Origin of the sequence: Gracilibacillus lacisalsi DSM 19029 (assembly GCF_000377765.1) — a bacterium.
Classification (GTDB): Bacteria; Bacillota; Bacilli; order Bacillales; family Amphibacillaceae; genus Gracilibacillus; species Gracilibacillus lacisalsi.
This window is the reverse complement of record NZ_KB898676.1, coordinates 24,214-44,236: the sequence shown is the minus strand read 5'-3', so window position 1 is coordinate 44,236 and position 20,023 is coordinate 24,214. Positions and strand designations below refer to the sequence as shown.

Annotated in this window: 20 protein-coding genes and 1 other RNA gene; 5 read left to right on the top strand and 16 right to left on the bottom strand. The window is 35.9% G+C overall.

Features of this window, described 5'->3' with window-relative positions; all coding sequences use genetic code 11:
- Positions 1 to 4 precede the first annotated feature (4 nt).
- A complete protein-coding gene (locus D569_RS0117670; protein ID WP_018933766.1) occupies positions 5 to 511 on the top strand; it encodes a cytochrome c oxidase subunit II in 507 nt (168 codons plus the stop codon).
- Positions 508 to 2,160 (top strand): b(o/a)3-type cytochrome-c oxidase subunit 1, encoded by a 1,653-nt coding sequence (locus tag D569_RS0117665; protein WP_018933765.1) that lies wholly within the window; start codon positions 508 to 510, stop codon positions 2,158 to 2,160. The genes D569_RS0117670 and D569_RS0117665 overlap by 4 nt, the downstream gene beginning before the upstream one ends.
- A 197-nt stretch (positions 2,161 to 2,357) precedes the next feature.
- Here the strand turns inward: D569_RS0117665 and D569_RS0117660 are convergent, their stop codons facing one another.
- The 7 genes from D569_RS0117660 to D569_RS0117630 all read right to left on the bottom strand — a co-directional run bounded on the left by D569_RS0117660 (position 2,358) and on the right by D569_RS0117630 (position 7,898).
- Complete coding sequence (locus D569_RS0117660; RefSeq protein WP_018933764.1) at positions 2,358 to 3,497, bottom strand: THUMP domain-containing class I SAM-dependent RNA methyltransferase; 1,140 nt, start codon at positions 3,495 to 3,497, stop codon at positions 2,358 to 2,360.
- 296 nt (positions 3,498 to 3,793) lie between these two features.
- An RNA gene (gene rnpB / locus D569_RS24120) (RNase P RNA component class B) lies at positions 3,794 to 4,179 on the bottom strand.
- Between the two features lie 80 nt (positions 4,180 to 4,259).
- Entirely contained in the window at positions 4,260 to 4,547 is a 288-nt protein-coding gene (gene gpsB, locus D569_RS0117650) for a cell division regulator GpsB (RefSeq protein WP_018933762.1), read from the bottom strand.
- Positions 4,548 to 4,609: 62 nt separating this feature from the next.
- A complete protein-coding gene (locus tag D569_RS0117645) occupies positions 4,610 to 5,170 on the bottom strand; it encodes an SLOG family protein (protein ID WP_018933761.1) in 561 nt (186 codons plus the stop codon).
- Between the two features lie 159 nt (positions 5,171 to 5,329).
- The gene (locus D569_RS0117640) at positions 5,330 to 5,767 is read right to left on the bottom strand and encodes a carboxymuconolactone decarboxylase family protein (RefSeq protein WP_018933760.1); all 438 of its coding nucleotides are present in this window, start codon (positions 5,765 to 5,767) and stop codon (positions 5,330 to 5,332) included.
- A gap of 38 nt (positions 5,768 to 5,805) precedes the next feature.
- A complete protein-coding gene (locus D569_RS0117635) occupies positions 5,806 to 6,681 on the bottom strand; it encodes a sigma-70 family RNA polymerase sigma factor (RefSeq protein ID WP_018933759.1) in 876 nt (291 codons plus the stop codon).
- 104 nt (positions 6,682 to 6,785) lie between these two features.
- Positions 6,786 to 7,898, bottom strand: a complete 1,113-nt coding sequence (locus tag D569_RS0117630; RefSeq protein ID WP_018933758.1) for an MGDG synthase family glycosyltransferase — start codon at positions 7,896 to 7,898, stop codon at positions 6,786 to 6,788.
- Positions 7,899 to 8,003: 105 nt separating this feature from the next.
- Between D569_RS0117630 and D569_RS0117625 the strand changes: the two genes are divergently transcribed.
- Positions 8,004 to 8,852: a metallophosphoesterase gene (locus tag D569_RS0117625; RefSeq protein ID WP_018933757.1), complete on the top strand. Its 849-nt coding sequence runs from the start codon at positions 8,004 to 8,006 to the stop codon at positions 8,850 to 8,852.
- 855 nt (positions 8,853 to 9,707) lie between these two features.
- Here D569_RS0117625 and D569_RS0117615 read toward each other — a convergent pair.
- From D569_RS0117615 to D569_RS24480, 9 genes are all read right to left on the bottom strand, one after another.
- Positions 9,708 to 10,280, bottom strand: coding sequence for a YkoP family protein (locus tag D569_RS0117615; RefSeq protein WP_018933755.1), 573 nt, complete (start codon positions 10,278 to 10,280; stop codon positions 9,708 to 9,710).
- A gap of 108 nt (positions 10,281 to 10,388) precedes the next feature.
- Positions 10,389 to 11,105 carry an endonuclease/exonuclease/phosphatase family protein gene (locus D569_RS0117610; protein ID WP_018933754.1) on the bottom strand — a complete coding sequence of 239 codons (717 nt, stop codon included), beginning with the start codon at positions 11,103 to 11,105 and terminating at the stop codon, positions 10,389 to 10,391.
- Between the two features lie 72 nt (positions 11,106 to 11,177).
- A complete protein-coding gene (locus D569_RS0117605) occupies positions 11,178 to 12,770 on the bottom strand; it encodes an alkaline phosphatase family protein (protein WP_083939072.1) in 1,593 nt (530 codons plus the stop codon).
- Positions 12,771 to 12,818: 48 nt separating this feature from the next.
- On the bottom strand, positions 12,819 to 13,433 hold the full coding sequence (locus D569_RS0117600; protein WP_018933752.1) for a TVP38/TMEM64 family protein: 615 nt from the start codon (positions 13,431 to 13,433) through the stop codon (positions 12,819 to 12,821).
- 222 nt (positions 13,434 to 13,655) lie between these two features.
- Positions 13,656 to 14,021 (bottom strand): DUF1360 domain-containing protein, encoded by a 366-nt coding sequence (locus tag D569_RS0117595; protein ID WP_018933751.1) that lies wholly within the window; start codon positions 14,019 to 14,021, stop codon positions 13,656 to 13,658.
- Positions 14,022 to 14,092: 71 nt separating this feature from the next.
- Positions 14,093 to 14,833, bottom strand: coding sequence for a succinate dehydrogenase iron-sulfur subunit (sdhB, locus tag D569_RS0117590; protein ID WP_018933750.1), 741 nt, complete (start codon positions 14,831 to 14,833; stop codon positions 14,093 to 14,095).
- Positions 14,834 to 15,168: 335 nt separating this feature from the next.
- On the bottom strand, positions 15,169 to 15,477 hold the full coding sequence (locus D569_RS23120; protein WP_018933749.1) for a CotD family spore coat protein: 309 nt from the start codon (positions 15,475 to 15,477) through the stop codon (positions 15,169 to 15,171).
- 92 nt (positions 15,478 to 15,569) lie between these two features.
- Positions 15,570 to 15,926 (bottom strand): DUF1798 family protein, encoded by a 357-nt coding sequence (locus D569_RS0117580; RefSeq protein WP_018933748.1) that lies wholly within the window; start codon positions 15,924 to 15,926, stop codon positions 15,570 to 15,572.
- Between the two features lie 69 nt (positions 15,927 to 15,995).
- Positions 15,996 to 16,163, bottom strand: a complete 168-nt coding sequence (locus D569_RS24480) for a hypothetical protein (RefSeq protein WP_018933747.1) — start codon at positions 16,161 to 16,163, stop codon at positions 15,996 to 15,998.
- A 495-nt stretch (positions 16,164 to 16,658) separates the two neighbouring features.
- Between D569_RS24480 and recU the strand changes: the two genes are divergently transcribed.
- A complete protein-coding gene (gene recU / locus D569_RS0117565) occupies positions 16,659 to 17,270 on the top strand; it encodes a Holliday junction resolvase RecU (RefSeq protein ID WP_018933745.1) in 612 nt (203 codons plus the stop codon).
- Positions 17,260 to 20,004: a penicillin-binding protein 1A gene (locus tag D569_RS0117560; RefSeq protein ID WP_018933744.1), complete on the top strand. Its 2,745-nt coding sequence runs from the start codon at positions 17,260 to 17,262 to the stop codon at positions 20,002 to 20,004. The genes recU and D569_RS0117560 overlap by 11 nt, the downstream gene beginning before the upstream one ends.
- The last annotated feature ends 19 nt before the right edge of the window (positions 20,005 to 20,023 follow it).

The window sequence follows — 20,023 nt, the reverse complement described above, 5'->3', positions numbered from 1 at the left end:
GAAGATGCATATTCATAAGTATGAGAAAATATGGTTAATTTTTGGTGTTGGATCCCTGATTTTGTTTTTAGTCATTCTGGCAATAGGAGCTTTTTATAAAGGGGTACACCCGCCTAGTCATATGGATACAATTGATCCGAAAAATGTACAGGAAAATGAGAGCTTCAAAGAAGAAAATCTTGGATTACGTCAGGTTGGTGAAAATGAGTATATCGTAAATGTACTATCTTCTGGTTTTTACTATGATTTAGGGAAAGACGAAGACGGTAAAGCTGTTAACACGATTCGAATTCCAGTTGGTGCAAAAGTATTGTTTCAAACTACTTCAACTGATGTTGTTCATGGATTTCATATTGCTGGAACAAATGTCAACATGATGGTAGAACCGGGACATATAAGTACGCTGGAAACTATTATGCAAAAACCGGGAACTTATACATTGTTATGTAATGAATATTGCGGCAGTGGTCATCATTATATGGCTGCCACAGTGGAGGTGTACGAACCATGATGGAAAAACATTTACCAATTCCGCAAAAAGAAGCACGTTTAGTAATGGCCCATATGTATGTCGCTTTTATCTCTTTACTAGTAGGAGGATTAATGGGGCTGTTACAGACTTTTGTTAGGTCTGGATCGTTTGATTTACCTTTTGGTATTGGCTATTATCAGATTTTAACAGCACACGGTGTGATTCTTGCACTCGTTTTAACAACATTCTTTATCATTGGCTTTCAATTTGCTCTAATGAGTAAAACTGTCGGCCTATCGGATAAGCAACGATTAAGTGCATGGATTGGATTCTGGACCATGCTGATTGGTACACTGCTAACTGCTAGTACCATTCTTACTGGTAAAGCAAATGTACTTTATACCTTTTATGCACCACTAAAGGCATTTCCAACTTTTTATATCGGCTTGGCTTTAGTAGTAGTTGGGAGTTGGATTGCTTGTTTTACAAATTTCCGGCAATTAGCAGTCTGGAAAAAATCACATAAAGGTGAGAAATCACCACTCTTAGCCTTTATGGTTGTTATCAATATGTTGTTGTGGTTCATCGCAACATTGGGGGTTGCCGCAACAGTATTAATTCAGTTTATCCCATGGTCACTGGGAATGGTAGATACAATAAATGTTCTGGTCAGCCGTACCCTATTCTGGTATTTTGGACATCCATTAGTATATTTCTGGTTGTTACCAGCATATATGGCCTGGTATGCCATTATCCCAAAAATTATTGGTGGTAAAATTTTTAGTGATGCTTTAGCCAGACTTTCTTTCGTATTATTTTTAATGTTCTCCATTCCTGTTGGTTTTCACCATCAGTTAACAGAACCAGGAATTGATCCATTATGGAAATTCATTCAAGTCGTGTTAACGTTTATGGTTATTATACCATCTTTATTAACAGCATTTTCTATGTTCGCTACATTTGAAATGGCTGGGAGAAGTAAAGGTTATACAAGCTTATTTGGATGGATTAAAGCATTACCTTGGAAAGATGTTCGATTCTTTGCTCCAGTTGTTGGGATGCTTGCTTTTATTCCTGCAGGTACAGGTGGGATTATTAATGCTTCACACCAGATGAACCAAGTAATTCATAATACGATTTGGGTGACGGGCCATTTTCATCTTACTGTAGGAACAACAGTTATTCTCACCTTCTTCGGAATCTCTTACTGGTTAATTCCATCACTTACAGGACGAAAGTTAACGAAGAAAATCAATACACTGGGGATCATTCAAACGATTGTTTGGAGTGCGGGAATGTTTATCATGTCCGGATCTATGCATATTGCCGGTTTATTGGGGGCACCTAGGAGATCAGCATATTCAACCTATACAGGTGCTGAACAAGTAGATACATGGATCGGCTATCAACTAGCACAGGCGATTGGTGGAACAATACTATTTATCGGAATAGTATTAATGGTATATATTTTCTTCTATATGGTTTTCGGAGCACCTAAAGGAAAAGCAAGTTTTCCAATTGCGGAAGTTTCTGAAGATGCTGAGCCTACACCACAATACTTAGAAAATTGGAAATTGTGGATTGGTATCACTATTGCCTTAATTTTATTCGCTTATACTATACCATTTATCGATATCATCCAGCATTCCCCACCAGGTTCAGAAGGTTTTGAGAATTTGATAAGATAATGTGAGTTTATTTTCAGTAGGGCTTTTGCCCTCACTTAGCTGCCTTGTGCTATTTGAAACTTGAAGAGCACCGTGATAAATGAATGAATAACCAAAAACCCGTTTCAATTATTCCATGAAACGGGTTTAGTATTATTAGGTATATCAGCAGACTCTTCCGATTAAGAGAATAATGTTGACATTGATAGTATACTTTTTTATTTCTTTATTTTCTTTCCAAAATACTGAAAATAATCCGTTTTGATAAACGCATTAAACAGTTTTCGTTTCTTAGAAGCTTTTTGGCCGAATAGTGCTTCGAAATTTTCGTTTGCTGTGAGAATGTAAATACTCCATGTCGGATAATTTCTCAATACTTCACCAAGCTTCTGATACATTTCCTCTACTTCTTTTTTATCACCAATTCGCTCACCATATGGCGGGTTACTGACAATATACCCCCCGATTTCATTGGAGTGAAAATCCGTCGCCTGCATTTGCTTCCATTGCACTAAATCAGCAAGTCCAGCTTCCATTGCATTATCTCGTGCAATTTCAACCATTTTCGGATTAAGATCAGATCCATATATTGCGAGTGGTTGATCATAATTCGCTAAATCTTCCGCTTCTTCTAAAGCTCTGTCCCAAACAACTGAATGGATAAACTCCCATTCTTCCGCTGCGAAAGATCGGTTAAAACCAGGTGCAATATTTTGCCCGATTAATGCTGCTTCAATTGGAATAGTTCCCGAACCGCAAAACAAATCATAAAATGGTTCATCTACACGCCAGTTGGTTAGTTGTACTAATGCTGCAGCAAGCGTTTCCTTTAATGGTGCGTCTCCCTGTCCTATGCGGTAGCCTCTTTTATGTAAACCAGCACCTGAAGTATCTAATGTTACGGTTACTTTGTCTTTTAAGAGAGCCGCTTCAATTTTATATTCTGCACCAGATTCTTCTAACCAGTTTGCAACTCCATGTTTCTGTTTTAATTTTTCAACAATTGCTTTTTTAACAATCGCTTGACAATCTGGAACACTATACAATGTTGATTTATGTGATTTTCCTGTCACAGGGAACTTCCCATCTTCCGGAATATATTGTTCCCAGGGTAACGCTTTAATCCCTTCAAACAATTCATCATAGGTTTTTGCTTCAAATTCCCCTATCAGTAATTTCACACGATCTGCTGTTCTTAACCAAAGATTACAACGAGCGATCGCTTGGTGATCTGCATCAAAGATAACTTTACCATTCTCAACCGTCACGTCCTCATACCCTAATTGACGAACTTCATTTGCCACGACCGCCTCTAATCCCATCGCTGCTGTGGCAATTAAAGTAACTGTTTTTGTCATTTATTAAAACCCTTCCTTTTGATCATCTTGTGGACCGTTCTTTTATAATAGGACAAGAAAGTATAAAATTTAGGTACTTGTCTAGCTCCCGAGCGCCCAAAAACTAGGCGACTTCACGAATCGCCCTCCGATAAGTGATCATCGGTTCGCTTTTCTCAGTGATTCCTTTATCTCAGTGTTGACTAGCTCCAGCCGCTACGTTTCTATGCGGGCGCTCTGCACTTTTCTTATTATGTACAACAAAACCCCTTTTAATAAGAAAGGGGTTTGAAATCCTATTTAAGACCGGAATGAATGTACGTAAGCCATGTTCTGTCCTTGTCGTACTGCAAACGGTGGTCAGCCTCGTACCAAAGGAGTAATCATCTGTCTACAAGCTCTCGAAGCTTGTCCTTCGTTCGGTTGAGTTCCCTAATAGAAGATGCCCCTACCAATATTTGGGTTGCTCACTCGAGGGGTTTACCTCGTTCCACCTAAATAGTTTCCTATTTAGCTACGTCACTGTGGCACTTTCAAGGTATTCACACCATATCTAAAGACGTAGGTGTTTTCCCTGCCGTTAACCTCTAAAAGGTTACCTTGACTTATGATTTCGTCAAGCACGAACACTACAAGCATCTCAGCTTGTGTGAGCATGGACTTTCCTCTACACATGAAAATGTGCAGCGATTACTTCAACATTCATTCCTCTTTATTTAAGCCTCCATTATTGTAACACGAATGTAGGAATAGTCAATGGAAATCTGAAGATAGAATGGTAGTTTATTCCTCATATTTCTTTCCAAAGACTGCTTTCTCCAAATTGGATAGTCGTTTCAAAATGTCATAATTAACTTGATGATTAGACGTACTCGGACGAATCCGTGTGTGATCAGATTGTTTTCTTAATCGTTCATTTTCATGCTGTAATCGATTAATTTCCTCCTGGAAATATTCGTAATCTTGAATAATCACATCTAAATACTCGTCCACTTCTTCCTGATTATAGCCTCTCATTGCCGTTTTAAAATTCTTCTCTAAAATGTCTTTTCCATTTAGTTGATTTGCCATTATTTCCACCTCATTTAATCGTTAATTATCATTTTTTCAAAAAAGATATAAGTTGTCAATTTTTAATCTAAATGACTCGCATCATACTCCTGCTGGTCCCTGACAATGTCTTCTAAATCATTCGGTGTAATATACCAAATCGAATAGTTAGAAGTTTCTGCAGCCTTTTTCATTTTGTCCAAGATATACCCTGCACTACCTGGGTATTCTTCATCGACCAGTGCTAAACATCCATCTGTTTTTTCGATAAACCATACATCTTTGTTAATAAATTGATAGGGTGCTTTATATGGTTCATTATACAATGGTTGATAAAAATCAGCTTGCTCGATAATTTGCAGAAATGCTTCCTGATAAACATCCGGCCATCTTGATTCATATTCTAAAAATGGCGGGAATATGCCTAATTTTATCGGATATTCTTCTTTTAATTCTGCTATCACTTGTGCTGCCCATAGTTCAATTCCCATTTGGCCGGACATAATTACCCATTCTAATCCTTCGTCAATGAACGAAATCAATCTTTGCTTCAGCGCGATCTTTATAAAAGGGATTCGATGATCATTTTCATTTCGAATGTTTAATTCCATTGGTTTGTTTCCAACAACTGTGATAACTTTCAATTGAACACTACCTTTTCATATAGATACTGTAAGTCATAGTATAAAGGAAATGACCATTATATTCTAGTGAAGCTAATATTTCATTATGTATAAAAAAACTCCAGTATGTCGATTAAACATACTAGAGTATATCTGTTTCGAAACTATTTTCAGTGAAATTCACTCTGGAACATTATTATTTGCGATTGATAGTCGGTTCCAGCAGTTAATTGTTATAATAAGTGCTACTAAGTCGATATATTGCTTTTCATCGAAATACTTACGGACATCCTGATATATTTGATCAGGTACACCTTGCTCTGCAATGTTAGTAACTGCCTCAGTCAATTCCAGAGCTGCTTTTTCTTCTGCTGTATAGAATTCTGTCTCTCTCCATGCACTGAGGCAATAAATTCTTTGTTCTGTTTCTCCTAATGCTCTAGCGTCCATTGTGTGCATATTAATGCAATACGCACAATGATTAAGCTGAGATGCACGAATTTTAACTAATTCAATCAGTTTCTTATCAAATCCTGTTCGGTTTTTGTACAACTCCAATTGACTAATAAGCTTGATTAAATCAGGTGCAACCTCCACATAGTTAATTCTTTGTTCCATGTCTTCTCCTCCCTTTTTGCTTTCACTTATAAGACAAATTAAGAGGAGAAATTGTGACCTATTTTTTGTAATTTGTCCGGATTCATTACAATATAAATATGTTGAAGATCGGTTTCTGTATAATCGAAGGTAATCAATTTGACTGGCTCACCTTGATTTTGCTGCAGAATCCCAATACCGTCATTGACATTCACCACTCTATATTGCCCTTGAAAACTCCCTCTTTTATGAATTCCTTGTAAAAAGGCAACAACACGATCTTTATTATAAATTGGATACAAAGCAGACAGCACTTTGCCTCCTCCATCTGATATGAGTATGACATCTCTGGCAAGGTGGTTAATAAAAGGATCAAATTCACCACTTTCCACAGCACGTAAAAATAGTTTAGCTAGTTCGTCTGCTTCCTCTCTAACTGCTTTTTTTAATGGTTTTATTTTTTGTAATTTTTGCTTTGCTCTACTATATACTTTTCTACAGTTTTGTTCTGACCTATTTAATATCGCTGAAATAAATTTGTAATCGAATATAAGTACTTCTCTCAGTATATAAATGCACCTTTCAAGATCAGTTAGTTGATGAAGAAGTACTACAAATGCATATGAAATAGATTCTTCTTTTAGAAGATTGTCTAAAGGTGTATTTTCATCTAGGTTAACAATAGGTTCTGGTAGCCATGGACCTGGATATATCTCACGTTTCTTGATAGACGATTTCAAATAATTCAAGCTTTTATTGGTGGTCATTTTTGTTAAATATGCTTTCAAATTATCAATATTATCTAGATCAACATTCTCTAACAGCACGAAAACATCATGCACTATATCTTCTGCTTCTTTAATTGTACCTATCATTTGATAAGCTACTGTAAAAAGCAATGGTTTATACGTATCATATAAATTGCCATAGTCCATATTTATTACCAGCTTTCTTATTTAATCTATAATGAACAGAAATGGGCAATTCTTGTTGTTCACTACAAATTATAGCAAATGATGGAGAGATACTGGTAACAAAATTACAGAATTTGTTTAATAAGTTCGGGTATTCTTTTCTCTGCAAGTTGTTTGTGATAATCTTCCAAGTTTCTGTTTATTTTTTCAAGGTGTTCTTTACTTTCAAAAAAAGTGAATAATTGACTTTCGATATCGTCCCAATTGTTAAGGTAATAAACTACACCTAGTTGCTGTAATTGATCAAGGTTAATCACCTCTTGCCCTGGTAATGCGTGATAGATAAACATGGGTATTCTTTTAGTTAAACACTCACTGATCGTCACACCACCTGGCTTGGTTAAAATACCGTCTATTGAATCGTATAATTCATTCATTTCCTTTCTGGATGTAATATATGCTAAAGGGATAATGTTTTTATTATTTAATCTTTTCAGTTTTTGATACAGTACATTGTTTTTTCCACACAAGACATAAAACTTAATTTTACCACTCGTTTGTATATAGTGTAACAGATCTTCCATCGCACCCACTCCTAGGTTTCCTCCCGTTACCATGATTGACAATGTGGGAGTGTGATCTTTCCTAACTTGAAAGCTGTTAGGCTTAATCTCATGGTGGGTAGGAATACCTGTAAACCATATACGCTGTTCTGGAATTCCTTTTTTTATTAAAAGTTCTTGCATATTAGGAGAGGAGACAAAATGAAAATCAATCTGATCTGTTCCCCAAAAGCGATGTATAAAAAAATCAGTGTACACATTAATTACGGGTATGTTCAGTATCCCCTTTTCTTTCATCACGTTTAACATATAAGATGGCAGTGCATGTGTGCAAACCACACAATCTGGTTGTTTTTCTTTAATGAGTCGTTTCATTTGAGTTAAAAAAAGCAGTTCATATAACTTGAAGTTTTTCGGCTGTTCGATATTTTTATAAACACTTTGCTGATAAATCCAATTATATACATGGGGAAATATATGAATCCATTTTAGATAAATACCTGAGACTAAAGTTTCTATTTTTCCGTAGCTATAGGAAAGTATTTCTGCTTTTTCACACTTTATACTTGGTTCATTTAATTCCAATTCATGAATAAGGGAATCTGCAACTTGATGATGACCTGAAGGTATATTTAAAAAAGGGAGAAATAAGATCTTTTTGGAATCTAGTGTCATGATGTGCACCTCATACATGTCTGATTGGATTGGAAATCTATCCATGAATTACCGTAACAATTAAAGATAAAACCCTGTATAATTAGGACTAGAGGAGTGATGAATATGTTCTTGTTCTTATTAATTAGTTTTATAATCCTAGTTAGTCTAGTTATGTTTAAAGCATATAAAAACACCCAAAATATTATCGTAAGAAACGTTAAGATAGATCACAATGAAACAGAATCCGTTACGAGCTTGAATATTTTGCATCTTTCAGATTTACATTTGGAAAACATCTCAATTTCCGCTGAGTTGCTTTATGAAAAACTAAAGCATGAAGACATTGATTTAATTGCTCTCACTGGTGATTTTCTTGATCGTAAACGAACAATCCCAAAGCTTATTCCTTATTTAAAGGTATTTAATAAATTGAATCCTAAGCATGGCATTTACACGGTTTTAGGTAATCACGATTATGTTTTAAAAGGCGTTCATTTACAATCATTAATCGACACATTAAATGAATACAATTGTCAGGTCATGCAAAATAGTAGTGAAACCATATATATTGAAGATCAACCAGTAAATATTATAGGGATTGATGATTACAGCACGAATCGCAGTGATTTGCTCAGCTCTTATCAATCGATCCAAAAAGGGACGAATTTAGTACTGACACATGATCCTAATATTGTACTTGATATGAAAAAGTACCATTTTGATTATTTGTTAGCAGGTCATTTCCATGGTGGGCAAATCTGTTACCCTAAAGCGTACCATCTTGCTAAAATGGGGAAACTTGCCAAAATGAACGTAATCAAAGGACTTCATTCACATGATGGTCGTCCTTTTTATATTAGTGAAGGACTGGGCCAAACTGGTGTAAACATCAGAATTGGTAGTCTACCTGAAATAACACTTCACCAATTATCGATTGGTAAGGAAAATACTGATTTAAATCCAGCAATTTAATTGGTGTTGGTGTGTTATTATTATTTATTAGATAGACACAAGCTATGCATTCCTATATTTGGATTTATAAACTTTAAAAGATAGAATCGAGGATATTTAAGTCAAATAAAGACCCGAACTATTTGATAACACATCGAATAGTTCGGGTCTTTTTAAATCCAAGGTTATGATTTTTATAACGGCTTATCCATAAACTGCGCAGTAACGAGGATAAGGAATTGCTCTTGACTTAGAGAGTGCATGCAAACCGCTCCGGCAGAATACTGCGCTTTCCGTGGGCTCGGCTTCAGCTAACTTTGCAAAGAAACCCACTTTGCAAAGTTAGCTGAAGCTCTCGTTAGTCCCACAGGAGTCTCCGTATTCTGCCTCCGCTATTTTTGTTCTCTAGTTATAGGAAGGATAGAACTCATGGAACTAAACTCTTTGAATTTCTTGTCACTTGATCAGAATTGTATACTAAGCTGTAGAAAATGCGACTTCCGAAACTACATATGGTGAAGAAATCGACTGGCTGATTTCGGATTAGTGTTGTGGAGCATATTTAACGAAGGCCGCCCACTTTCACTCCTGAGGGAACTGTTTGACCTGAAGATCCACTTTTTCGAGCGGTTTTGGCTCGAAAAAGTTAGCTGAAGGGCAAACCCCACGGAAAGGGAAGTGGGCAGCCTTATCATCACGATATATGTCAAAATTATCGCTTAGGTGACCGCACATCTCATTACCACATTACTTCGCAGTTTGTATCTACTATGAACAAATAAGCAACATTTGAATAAGTTAGATCTCTTGTCAACGTTCGTCTTTAGCTAGGAATGGTTTAGTTATGTTCTAGCTTCTCTTTATTTTTATAAAGTGTTACATTTGCTGGAAGTATTTGTTGAGCAATTTTTCTTTCGACATGAATAAATAACATGGATGATGTTTTTTTAAACTGTTAGAGGAAAGTGAATTAACCGATAGCCAGTAAATCGGGAGTAAAGCAATACATTTGAAGTATTTATAAAAAGAATTACTAATCTCTACCGTTTCAAACCCTAATTTAGAACTGCCACGATTAAGCATTGTTATACCTATTATTCCTTTTATATCAGAGGCGTTAGAATGATTATTCACATACTCTGCCAGCTGTGGTAACGATTTCTGTACATTCTGGTGTATGACCATTGCTTTTCTGACATCGCTTTTTATATTTCTGACGCTTTTCATCAAATGTACATTATGCAGATGAATTTTTATTAATAGATCATTTTTTTGGATGACAGTACCATCAGATAAAATGGATTCTTTTCCTTTATAACGAGTTAAACGAACTCTAAAAATATTTCGATTGCTTCCCTTTAAGTCATCAATATAAGTAAGCCGAGTAAACATAAAGTAAATAGGGTCAATGATTTGCCATAATGTTAGTACATATAACTTGATATTCATGATCTCTTTTTCCTCTCGTAAAGTAATACCAATACTATTTTGGCATATGTGCCTACGATTATTCTGTTAGATGTTACCTTTATTAGGATTTGTAGAGAGGAAAGTGTGTTAAATGGATAAAGTAGATACAAAAGGCAAATGATCGGAAGCGATGGGGATCGAGTCGTTAACTTGTACATCCAAAATAGTAAAGTCCTTACTAACAAAAATATAATCCAGTCTTTTCCGCGGATTTTTCGATGGAAAAGTCAGTCCATCTTGATTAGCTATGGAATCCCACACATCTTTATACACCTTTACTACCCTTTTCCATCTCTTGGAATGTACTTTCATATTCCAATCTCCAATAATAACTGCTGGTCTCTTCGCTTTGGTTATGAGGAAATCACTTTGTTGCCTATGTAGAGAAGGATTTAAGCTTAAATGCGTAACATAAAAATGCACCCATTTATTATCTAATGAAATGGTTGCTTCAAGAATAGACCTGTCTTCCGTCATACAAAGGCGATTGTTAAACAGATAACTCTTAGGTGCATAAATGGGGAAACGAGACAGAATTCCATTACCATATTGTCGAGTTAAATATTTATTTCTTGGTTGTAAGGATAGCGCAGGACTGAAAGCACCATAGTATTTTAATTCCTTTGTTAGATACTCCATTTGGTCTTGAAAATGACTGCGTTCTGAAAAATATCTGTCTACTTCATTTAAACCGATAATATCTGCTTTACTGTCAGCTATAACTTTACAAATACGATCAAGATTTACTTTCTTATCTAAGCCTTTACCGTGATGGATATTATAAGTCATGACTTTAATGTGCATGCAATATTCCTCCGTCTACTTCCTTTCATTAATGGTCAGCTGGGGCAAAAACTCTGACAAGTGTTTTCCCTTTTATTGACGAGTTTCATTTAGTATTTTTAAAATCCATTCTTTTAGATCAACCATTCGCTTATGTTCTGGTTTGAGGTCTGTTCCCGTTACAATCATCGGGAAATAGCTATCATGCTTATAAAGTGATCCATGACTAGCACCATTTACATGTGTTGGTGAGCCTTCGCCAACAAACTCAAAACCAGGTTTTGCGTCTACAATCAAATACCTGCCTGAATGCGAATAAAAAGAACTATATAACCGTGCGAGTCCATCAGGGAAATCTTGATATGTTACCCTTTGATCCTTTGATAGAGAGAGATCTAGAATTTTTTCATTGCCTTCTATCTCCCATTTTTGTCCATATGAATCAGTGAATTTACCATCTGGTTTAAATGAAAGCAACCCTTGTTTGTCACCAGAAATAACGTTTACCATATCTTCTTGTTTCCATGCTATGAAATTAATCCTTTCATCGGTTTTTAATTGAGTGGCTATATCCTCTTGCTCTAGATTACTATCTAACAGGTAAACAAACGACATGCGTTCATTTAACCCAAGAACGATTTGATCTTGTTCTTGAATCGGACCACTTATTTGATGTATGTGATAATCTTTTAGAATTTCCCTTAAATCAATTAATACTTGTTCTTTATCTTTTCCAATGTCACTTTGACCGCTATCCCCCATTACAACCCATATATTATCCTGTATTGCCTCTTCCCATGATGGATAACTATTAAGGATTTCTTGCAATTGCTTATCAGCATCTTCTATCCCCTTCGTTTCTTTTACTCCATTTTTATGTACTTTCTTATCATTATCAGAGAAATAGACAAGAGAATAAGAAGGCAAATAATTTTTCTCAATCAAATATTTAAGTTCTTTAGTTGAAAACTCATCATTAAAGCCAAATCCCTGCCAAAAATGTGTCTGATGATTATTGGGGTTTAGCTTTGATAAAATTCCGTAAGAAAAATACTGAGGACCATTGATCGAATCCCCTTTTTCTAAAAAACCGGACAGCTTTAAAATTCTCGGTACATTTAACAGTTGTTTATGATTTGCCCGATACATAAGCGTATTTATCGATGCAGACTGTCCATTTAATTCTTCGTGAATAGTTTGTACTTCACTACTCAAGTGATGGTGATTTAGTTCAAATAAACTGTTATGGAAAACCTGTTTTACCCCAACTTTCATTATTTCTTTTCTAGCACTACCGTAACTAATAAACTTTTTATTTTGTGCATCATACCAGACTAGTGCAGGAACCTTATGTTCATTTGGATAGGTACCCGTTAACAAGGTGCTGTCAATGGTTACCGACATAGTTGGATAACTACTCACCATATCTGGATAATAGTTGCCATTATGAATTAAAAATTCTAATGCAGGCGCTTTTCCTTTCCTAATAGCATCTTGTAAAGGTTCATCCATAATGGAATCTATAATAATCATGACAACACGTTTAGATGCATAATCGGAAACTTGATCTGCTTTATTTATTTTCACGATTGGTTGGATTAAATATAAATAAATAAGAACAAGTGTCATCAAAATAATGAGAATAACTAAAGATAGTTTTAACACGTTTAATCTCCTTTCCTTCATAAAAGAATCCCTCTTCCATCAGTAATAAATCATCTTCAAAAATTAGCATTAACTAGTCCTCCACCAACGATAAAAAGGTATTATCAGAATTAAGAAGACTAAATAGATACCGACTCCTATTAGCAAATGTTGAATCGATTCGAATAATTGATTCCCTATGAAGGCATAAACAATCATGCCAGGAATTTGGCCAATAGCGGTTGCTAGAATGTATGTATGAAATGACATAGCGCTTAAACCGGAATAAATATTAATGACAGGTGGTGGGATAATTGGAACCATGCGACTAACTAATACGGCGATAAACGCATTACGCCTTATCAAATCATCAAACTTTTTAATCTTATTAAACTTTGCAATCAGCTTTTGGAACTCTTTTACAAAAACAAAACGAGCAAAAAGGAACAAGAGAGCAGATGCTCCGACTGAACCTATCCAATTAATCATTGCACCCATTATAATTCCATATTTAGCTCCCATTAACGCACCGAAAACCGAAAAAGGAACCACTGGAATAATTCCGAATAGAACGGCAAGAAAACACATCAATGGCAGCTGAGACCGGTCACTTTGGTTTAACCAATTTAACAGCGGTTCATGAAATAAGTATGCTATCGACAAAATAATTCCATATGAAATGACTACAATTATCCCTTTCTTCATGCGCGAACTCCTTAAAGCTTGCTATCTAGAACTACAACCATCAGAATTTACTAATACCTGAACTGAAAACGCATGAAACAAGTAAAAACAGCATTGATTACGGCACTAACCACCGTACTACAATTGATCATGTCAAAGAACGCATAGTGGATCAGCTTAGCTAATTTCCTGATAGGTATCGTTGAATTTAGCAAAGGAAAATTCTCACTGATGAGTCTCCCTTTATTGATCACTAAACCATTTCGTAATCTTTGTCCCTACTCCTACAAAGGTTTCAATGATCGCTTGTGCACCAGCTATCGATAAAATAAAAATAATGGGCCATGCAATAGAGGGAATAAACATATAAGAGATTGCAATAATAATCGCACTCCACACTCCTGCACACCAATAACAGTTCAGGAGATAACCAAATTTCGAAGTAGGAACGTTTTTAATATGCTCGTTTCCTTTGTCATCAACTACTTTTTCCTTTTTTAAAAATGGTTTTCTAATAAACTCTGTAATTTTATCAAATACAATTAAATGAGTTAAGCGGTAGCTTGCCAAAATAATAATGAAATACGTTAGCCAATTTAAATTATTCACGCTTTCCTCCCTGTTGATCATAATATGTTTATTTAGTCAACATAATATTATTATTGTAACTTAAACATTTTTCAACCAAAAAATTCACGAAATGATTGAAAAGTTGCTTCTCGATTAATTTTTGCAATGGACGTAGTTAATGGGACCCCTTTCGGACAGACTTGTACACAATTTTGAGAATTACCACAAGATTCCAGTCCACCATCCCCCATGAATGCTTCAAGCCTATCTTGTTTATGCATAGATCCTGTTGGGTGTATATTTTTTAAATCAATTTGAGCAAAAACAAAAGGCCCTAAAAAATCGGCACTACTGTTTACATTAGGACAAGCTTCCAAGCAAACCCCACAAGTAAAACACTTCGACAACTCATATCCCCATTGACGTGTTGATTCATCCATCCGTGGCCCTGAGCCGATATCATAGGTACCATCTATTGGAATCCATGCTTGTACCCTTTTTAATGCTTGAAACATTCTTTCCCTCTCAATGACCAAATCCCGTACAACTGGAAAGGTCTCCATCGGCTTTAATCTAATTGGTTGTTCTAGCCGATCTACCAAGGTTGAACAAGCCTGTCGTGGTGTACCATTGATTATCATAGAGCAAGCTCCGCAAACTTCTTCTAAACAGTTCATATCCCATTGTACAGGTGAGGTATGCTTGCCTTGTTTATTAACCGGATTACTTCTAATCGACATTAAAACAGAGATGATATTCATATTGGCACGATAGGGAATTAGAAATTCTTCTTCATATGGCTTGGAGTCCGGTTCGTCTTGTCTTTGAACAATTACTTGAATATTTTCCATCGTATCTCTCCCCTATTAATTGGGTACATATAGTAATCTTACCGAATAATTTAATCCTATTTGTCAGGAGTAAAATCTACGTGCATTTATGATTATTCTTTTCGAAGATGAAGTGTAGTTCTATTGCTATATGCATTTCGCCATTCTTTTTGATAGTATGGAACAATCAAATAAGGAATATGCATTCATTTGTTATGTAGCTTGCCTATTTCCCTTTCCATGGGGGTTTTCAACAAAAAAACTGCCATGAATTAAATCATGACAGTTCATTCGGAAAAAACGTTGGATTAAATAATAGTTCGTTCCATTATCGCGGTACGAATCGATCGTAAAACTTATCTAGGCATCATATTTGGTTGATTACCTTGGCCAGGTCCAAGTTGGTTTCCTGGTGTATTCCATGGTCCTTGCATAGGTCCAGGTCCGCCATATACATTGACTTGATCAACTGTGTTTTGATAAGAGGTTGTGTGTGGATAGTAATGCGTGTTTTTCACTAAATGATGATTAACACAAGTAGTATGGGACGGATGGATATGCTTTACTTCACTTTCACTACAAGTGTGCACTTCGTTAGTCTTAGTCGGATATACAACCGTCGGTGCTGGTGGCATTCCACATCCAAAAGGTCTTCGATGTCTCATTTCTAGTCACCTCACTATTTATTATTCTATACTAGCGTATGTCACGATTGGGAGGATTGTCTAAGACACCAACCTATACTATTGATCTTTTTTTAATGATTATCGATATCGTTTTTTAATAAATCGAAAACATATATGACAGACTGATGTAATTCCATATATCTTTTTCTTTTTACATCTACATAATAACTGTGAAGTAACAATAATTTTATATTTTCTTCTGTCGACTCAATCTGTTGAGGATGGACATGAACATCCCTATCTTTCACAAAGTTTAAAGCTTCACCGTACCATTGATCTACTGTTTCAAAAACTGGTTCTGTATTTTCCTTTACAAAAGCAAAAAAATCCGGATCCCTTTTATTTTCTGGGCGTTCATGTGTAAGATAATATTCTTTTAACCTGACTAACTCTTTTTCTAATTCTTCTATATATGTTAACAGTAACAAACTATTGAACCGCCTTTCTGTACCTTTAATAGCCACCATTACTGTAACATGATTCGTAAAATAATTCTATTATGCCCCCTCTTTCTTGTAGATTTCATTAACTGGCCAATACTGACTTTGTGTCTCCTTATTCGTTTTAAATTCCCATTGTTGCTCGATTTGTTCAACAAGTGCCATTAATTCAGTTAACTTCTTTTCGCACGCTTCTTTTGAAAAAATAGTTTGATTATTATGCATACATATCCCTCCTCATTATATTATTAACTGTATTCGATTAGAAGGTCTGAAATTCCTTTTCCTTGACAAAACTAGAAATAAGCTGACATTAACTTTCCAATATACGTATGATTTATACAAAAAGAGTCAAACTATAACCAAAGGAGGGATTGTGATGCGTGTGAACAAAAAACGAAAGATGAATAATGTGCGGGAAAAGCAGCAAAACAAAGATATACCGACGCAAAATGACAAAAAATTAAATGGACCAAATCGTCCATCAACTTAGAACAAAAGTCGACATTGCTTCTCGTAATGTCGACTTTTTACGAGCTAATCATATAATTTATACATTTAGCCCCCACATAAATGTTACGATTTTCGAAACTTTAAGTTAGGGATTTGCTGTTCCAGCAAGCTTTTCATGTACATTTTGATTGAAGATTTTAGTTGCTTAGCGTATGATGTATCTATCCATGATATGATGGATGTGCCTGATGATATAGGAGGGAGTCTATGCAGTATCCAAATGGAAAAAAGTCATCAGCTTATACTAAACTTAAATCTAATCAAACTGTATACAGTAACCGTGGCATGTCATTGGAAGATGATATAAATGATACGAATCAATATTATTTAGCTCACGATATTGCGATTATTCATAAGAAACCAACACCAGTTCAAATTGTACATGTGGATTATCCAAAGAGAAGTGCAGCAGTTATTAAAGAAGCTTACTTTAAACAGGCGTCGACAACGGATTATAATGGTATATATAAAGGAAAGCATATAGACTTTGAAGCAAAGGAAACAAAGAATAAACATTCCTTACCACTTCATAACATTCATCAGCATCAGATAGATCATATGAAACAAATAGTGGATCATGGAGGAATCTGCTTTCTATTAATTCGTTTTAGTTTAAGTCAAGAAACATTCCTATTCCCTGCTGAGCAGTTATTTCCCTATTGGGATCAGCAGTTCAAAGGTGGTAGGAAATCTATTCGTTATGAAACTGTGAAAAAGCTAGGTTATATAATACCAATTCGATTTCAAGCAAAAGTAGATTACTTGGCTGTGATTGACAAGTATTATATGGAGAACGGAGGAACTACAAATGGCAGATAAAAGCCAATCAAGAGTTGAAAGAAGAAAACAATTAAAACAAAAAAATACAAAAAGCAAACCAATGTGGAAAAAAATAATGAAATATGCACTAATCGCCGTTCTAGTTATCGGTTTAGGTATTGGCGCATTATTTACGTATTATATTGCTACGGCGCCAGACTTAGACGCTGATTTATTGGCGGATCCTGCATCTACTAACCTTTATGACATTAATGGTGAGGTGTTTGCAAAACTAGGAGCAGAGAAAAGAACAAAAATAGAATATGATGACATGCCTCCTGTACTATTGAACGCGATTTTAGCTACAGAAGATGTTCGATTCCATGATCATATCGGGATTGACTTCAGGAGAATCGGCGGAGCTGTTATTGCAAACTTCCGAGAGGGATTTGGGGCTCAAGGTGCAAGTACCATTACCCAGCAGGTTGTGAAGGGCTCATTCCTAACAAATGATAAAAAATTGAAACGGAAAGTACAAGAACAGTGGCTTGCATTACAATTAGATCGAGTGTATTCCAAAGAAGAGATTATGGAAATGTATGTGAACAAGATCTATTATGGTTCTGGTGCTTATGGTGTAGCTATGGCAGCAGAAATATACTTTGGTAAAACAGACCTTAATGATTTAACGCTTGCAGAAGCGGCAATCTTAGCTGGTTTACCACAACGACCAACAGCCTATGATCCATTTGTTAACCCTGATTTAACGAAAGAAAGAATGAATACTGTACTTAACTATATGGTGCAGCATAATAAAATTAGTGAAGAAGAAGCAGATGAAGCAAGGGAAGTCAATATTGAAGAATTGCTAACATCGAAGAAGCCTGATTTTGTCAAATATGAAGGATTTATTCAACAAGTACGCAAAGAAGTCAACGAAAAGACAGGTGCGGATATTTATAAAGATAGTTTAGATGTCTACACCACACTAGACCCAGATGCACAAGAACATGTCGAATTTTTATTAAGTGATGCAGACGATAACCCGATAGACTATAGTGATGATGAAGATATGCAAGTTGGTTTAACAGTTCTTGATACAAAAACAGGGGCTATCAGAGCAATTGGCCCAGGTAGAAACCGTGAAAATGATGGTTGGAACTACGCTATAGATGGTGATGGACGACAAGGCGGATCAACCATGAAACCAATTGTTGCCTATGGCCCAGCTATCGAGGAATTAAAATGGTCTACTTATCACCAAATAAATGATGATAAACCATATCCAATTGCAGGTACAGATTCTTCTGTTCGAAATTGGACTCGTAATTATCAAGGGTGGATGTCCATACGCTATGCTCTAGAACAGTCCTTAAATGTTCCTGCTGTTAAGACATTAGACGAAGTCGGTTATGACAATGCTAAGAAATTTGCAGAAGGTATTGGCATGGACTTTGAATCAGATTTTACACTGACTGATGCAATCGGAGGGTCTGGTTCAAGTGTTACACCAATAGAAATGGCTGGTGCATATACAGCTTTCGGAAATGAAGGTGTGTATCATGAACCTTTCTCCGTTATCAAAGTAGATTATTCAGACAGAAGATCAGATGAATTAGAATCCAAATCAACTGTCGCGATGTCCGATTATACTGCTTATATGATAACCGATATGTTAAAATCTGTTGTCAGAGAAGGTACTGGTACAAGAGCTAATGTTTCAGGCTTACCTATGGCTGGTAAAACTGGGACTACTAACCTTCCTGATGAGGAAGGTGGCGGAAGCCCTGATTCATGGTTTGCAGGATATACAACCAATTACACAGTTGCTGTATGGACCGGCTATGATGAGCGGAAAGCACTTAATAATACGAAGATTGCACATGACTTGTTTAGAGAGACGATGAGTTTTATTTCTCAGGATGTGGAGACAGAAGACTTTGTGAAACCAGATTCTGTAGTGGAAGTACAAGTTGAAAAAGGATCAAACCCAGCTAAACGACCAAGTGAATATACACCAGATTCTGAAATTGTGACAGAGTTATTCGTAAAAGGAACAGAACCTGATGCCGTCTCTGAAAAATTTGATGAACTAGAACCAGTAACTAATCTAAGTGCTTCCTATGATGAGGAAAGTGAAAGCATTACAGCAAAATGGGATCATGAAGAAGACGATGTAGAATTCAAAGTTTCAGCTGGAACAGATGGATCCTTAAATGATTTAACAACAACTGGCAACAAAGAAGTAGAAATTTCTAATGTGGATAAAGGAAAAACATACACCATTGAAGTTATTGCAGTAAATGATGATATGGAAAGTGATCCTAAAACAGTTACCGTTGAGGTTCCTGAAGATGAAGCGGATGAGCTTCCACAAGTCAGCCAGCTAAATCAAACTTTTGATCCTGCAAACCGATCAGCATTAATAAGCTGGGAATACGATCAGAATGGTCCGATTGAATTTGAAATTGTCGTACAAGATGGTGGTCAGACGATTGATGAATTTAACACGAATAAAAAATCTGTCAATATAACTCAGCTTGAACCTAATAAGAACTATACCATTCATGTTACTCCATTCCTAAAGAATAACGGTGTACGAGGACCTTCTGCAAGTGTTCAAGTTTCTACACAGGGAATGGGTAATGAGGAAGAACCCGAGAATGGCCAAGAAAACGAAGGGCAAGAGGAACAACCAAATGAAGGTGATGAACAATCTGATGATGATGAGCAAAATCAAGATGAGCAGTCAGATCAAAATGAGCAACAACAAGATGAGCCCGAAGAAGATTAAAAAAAGCAAGCAGCAAGGT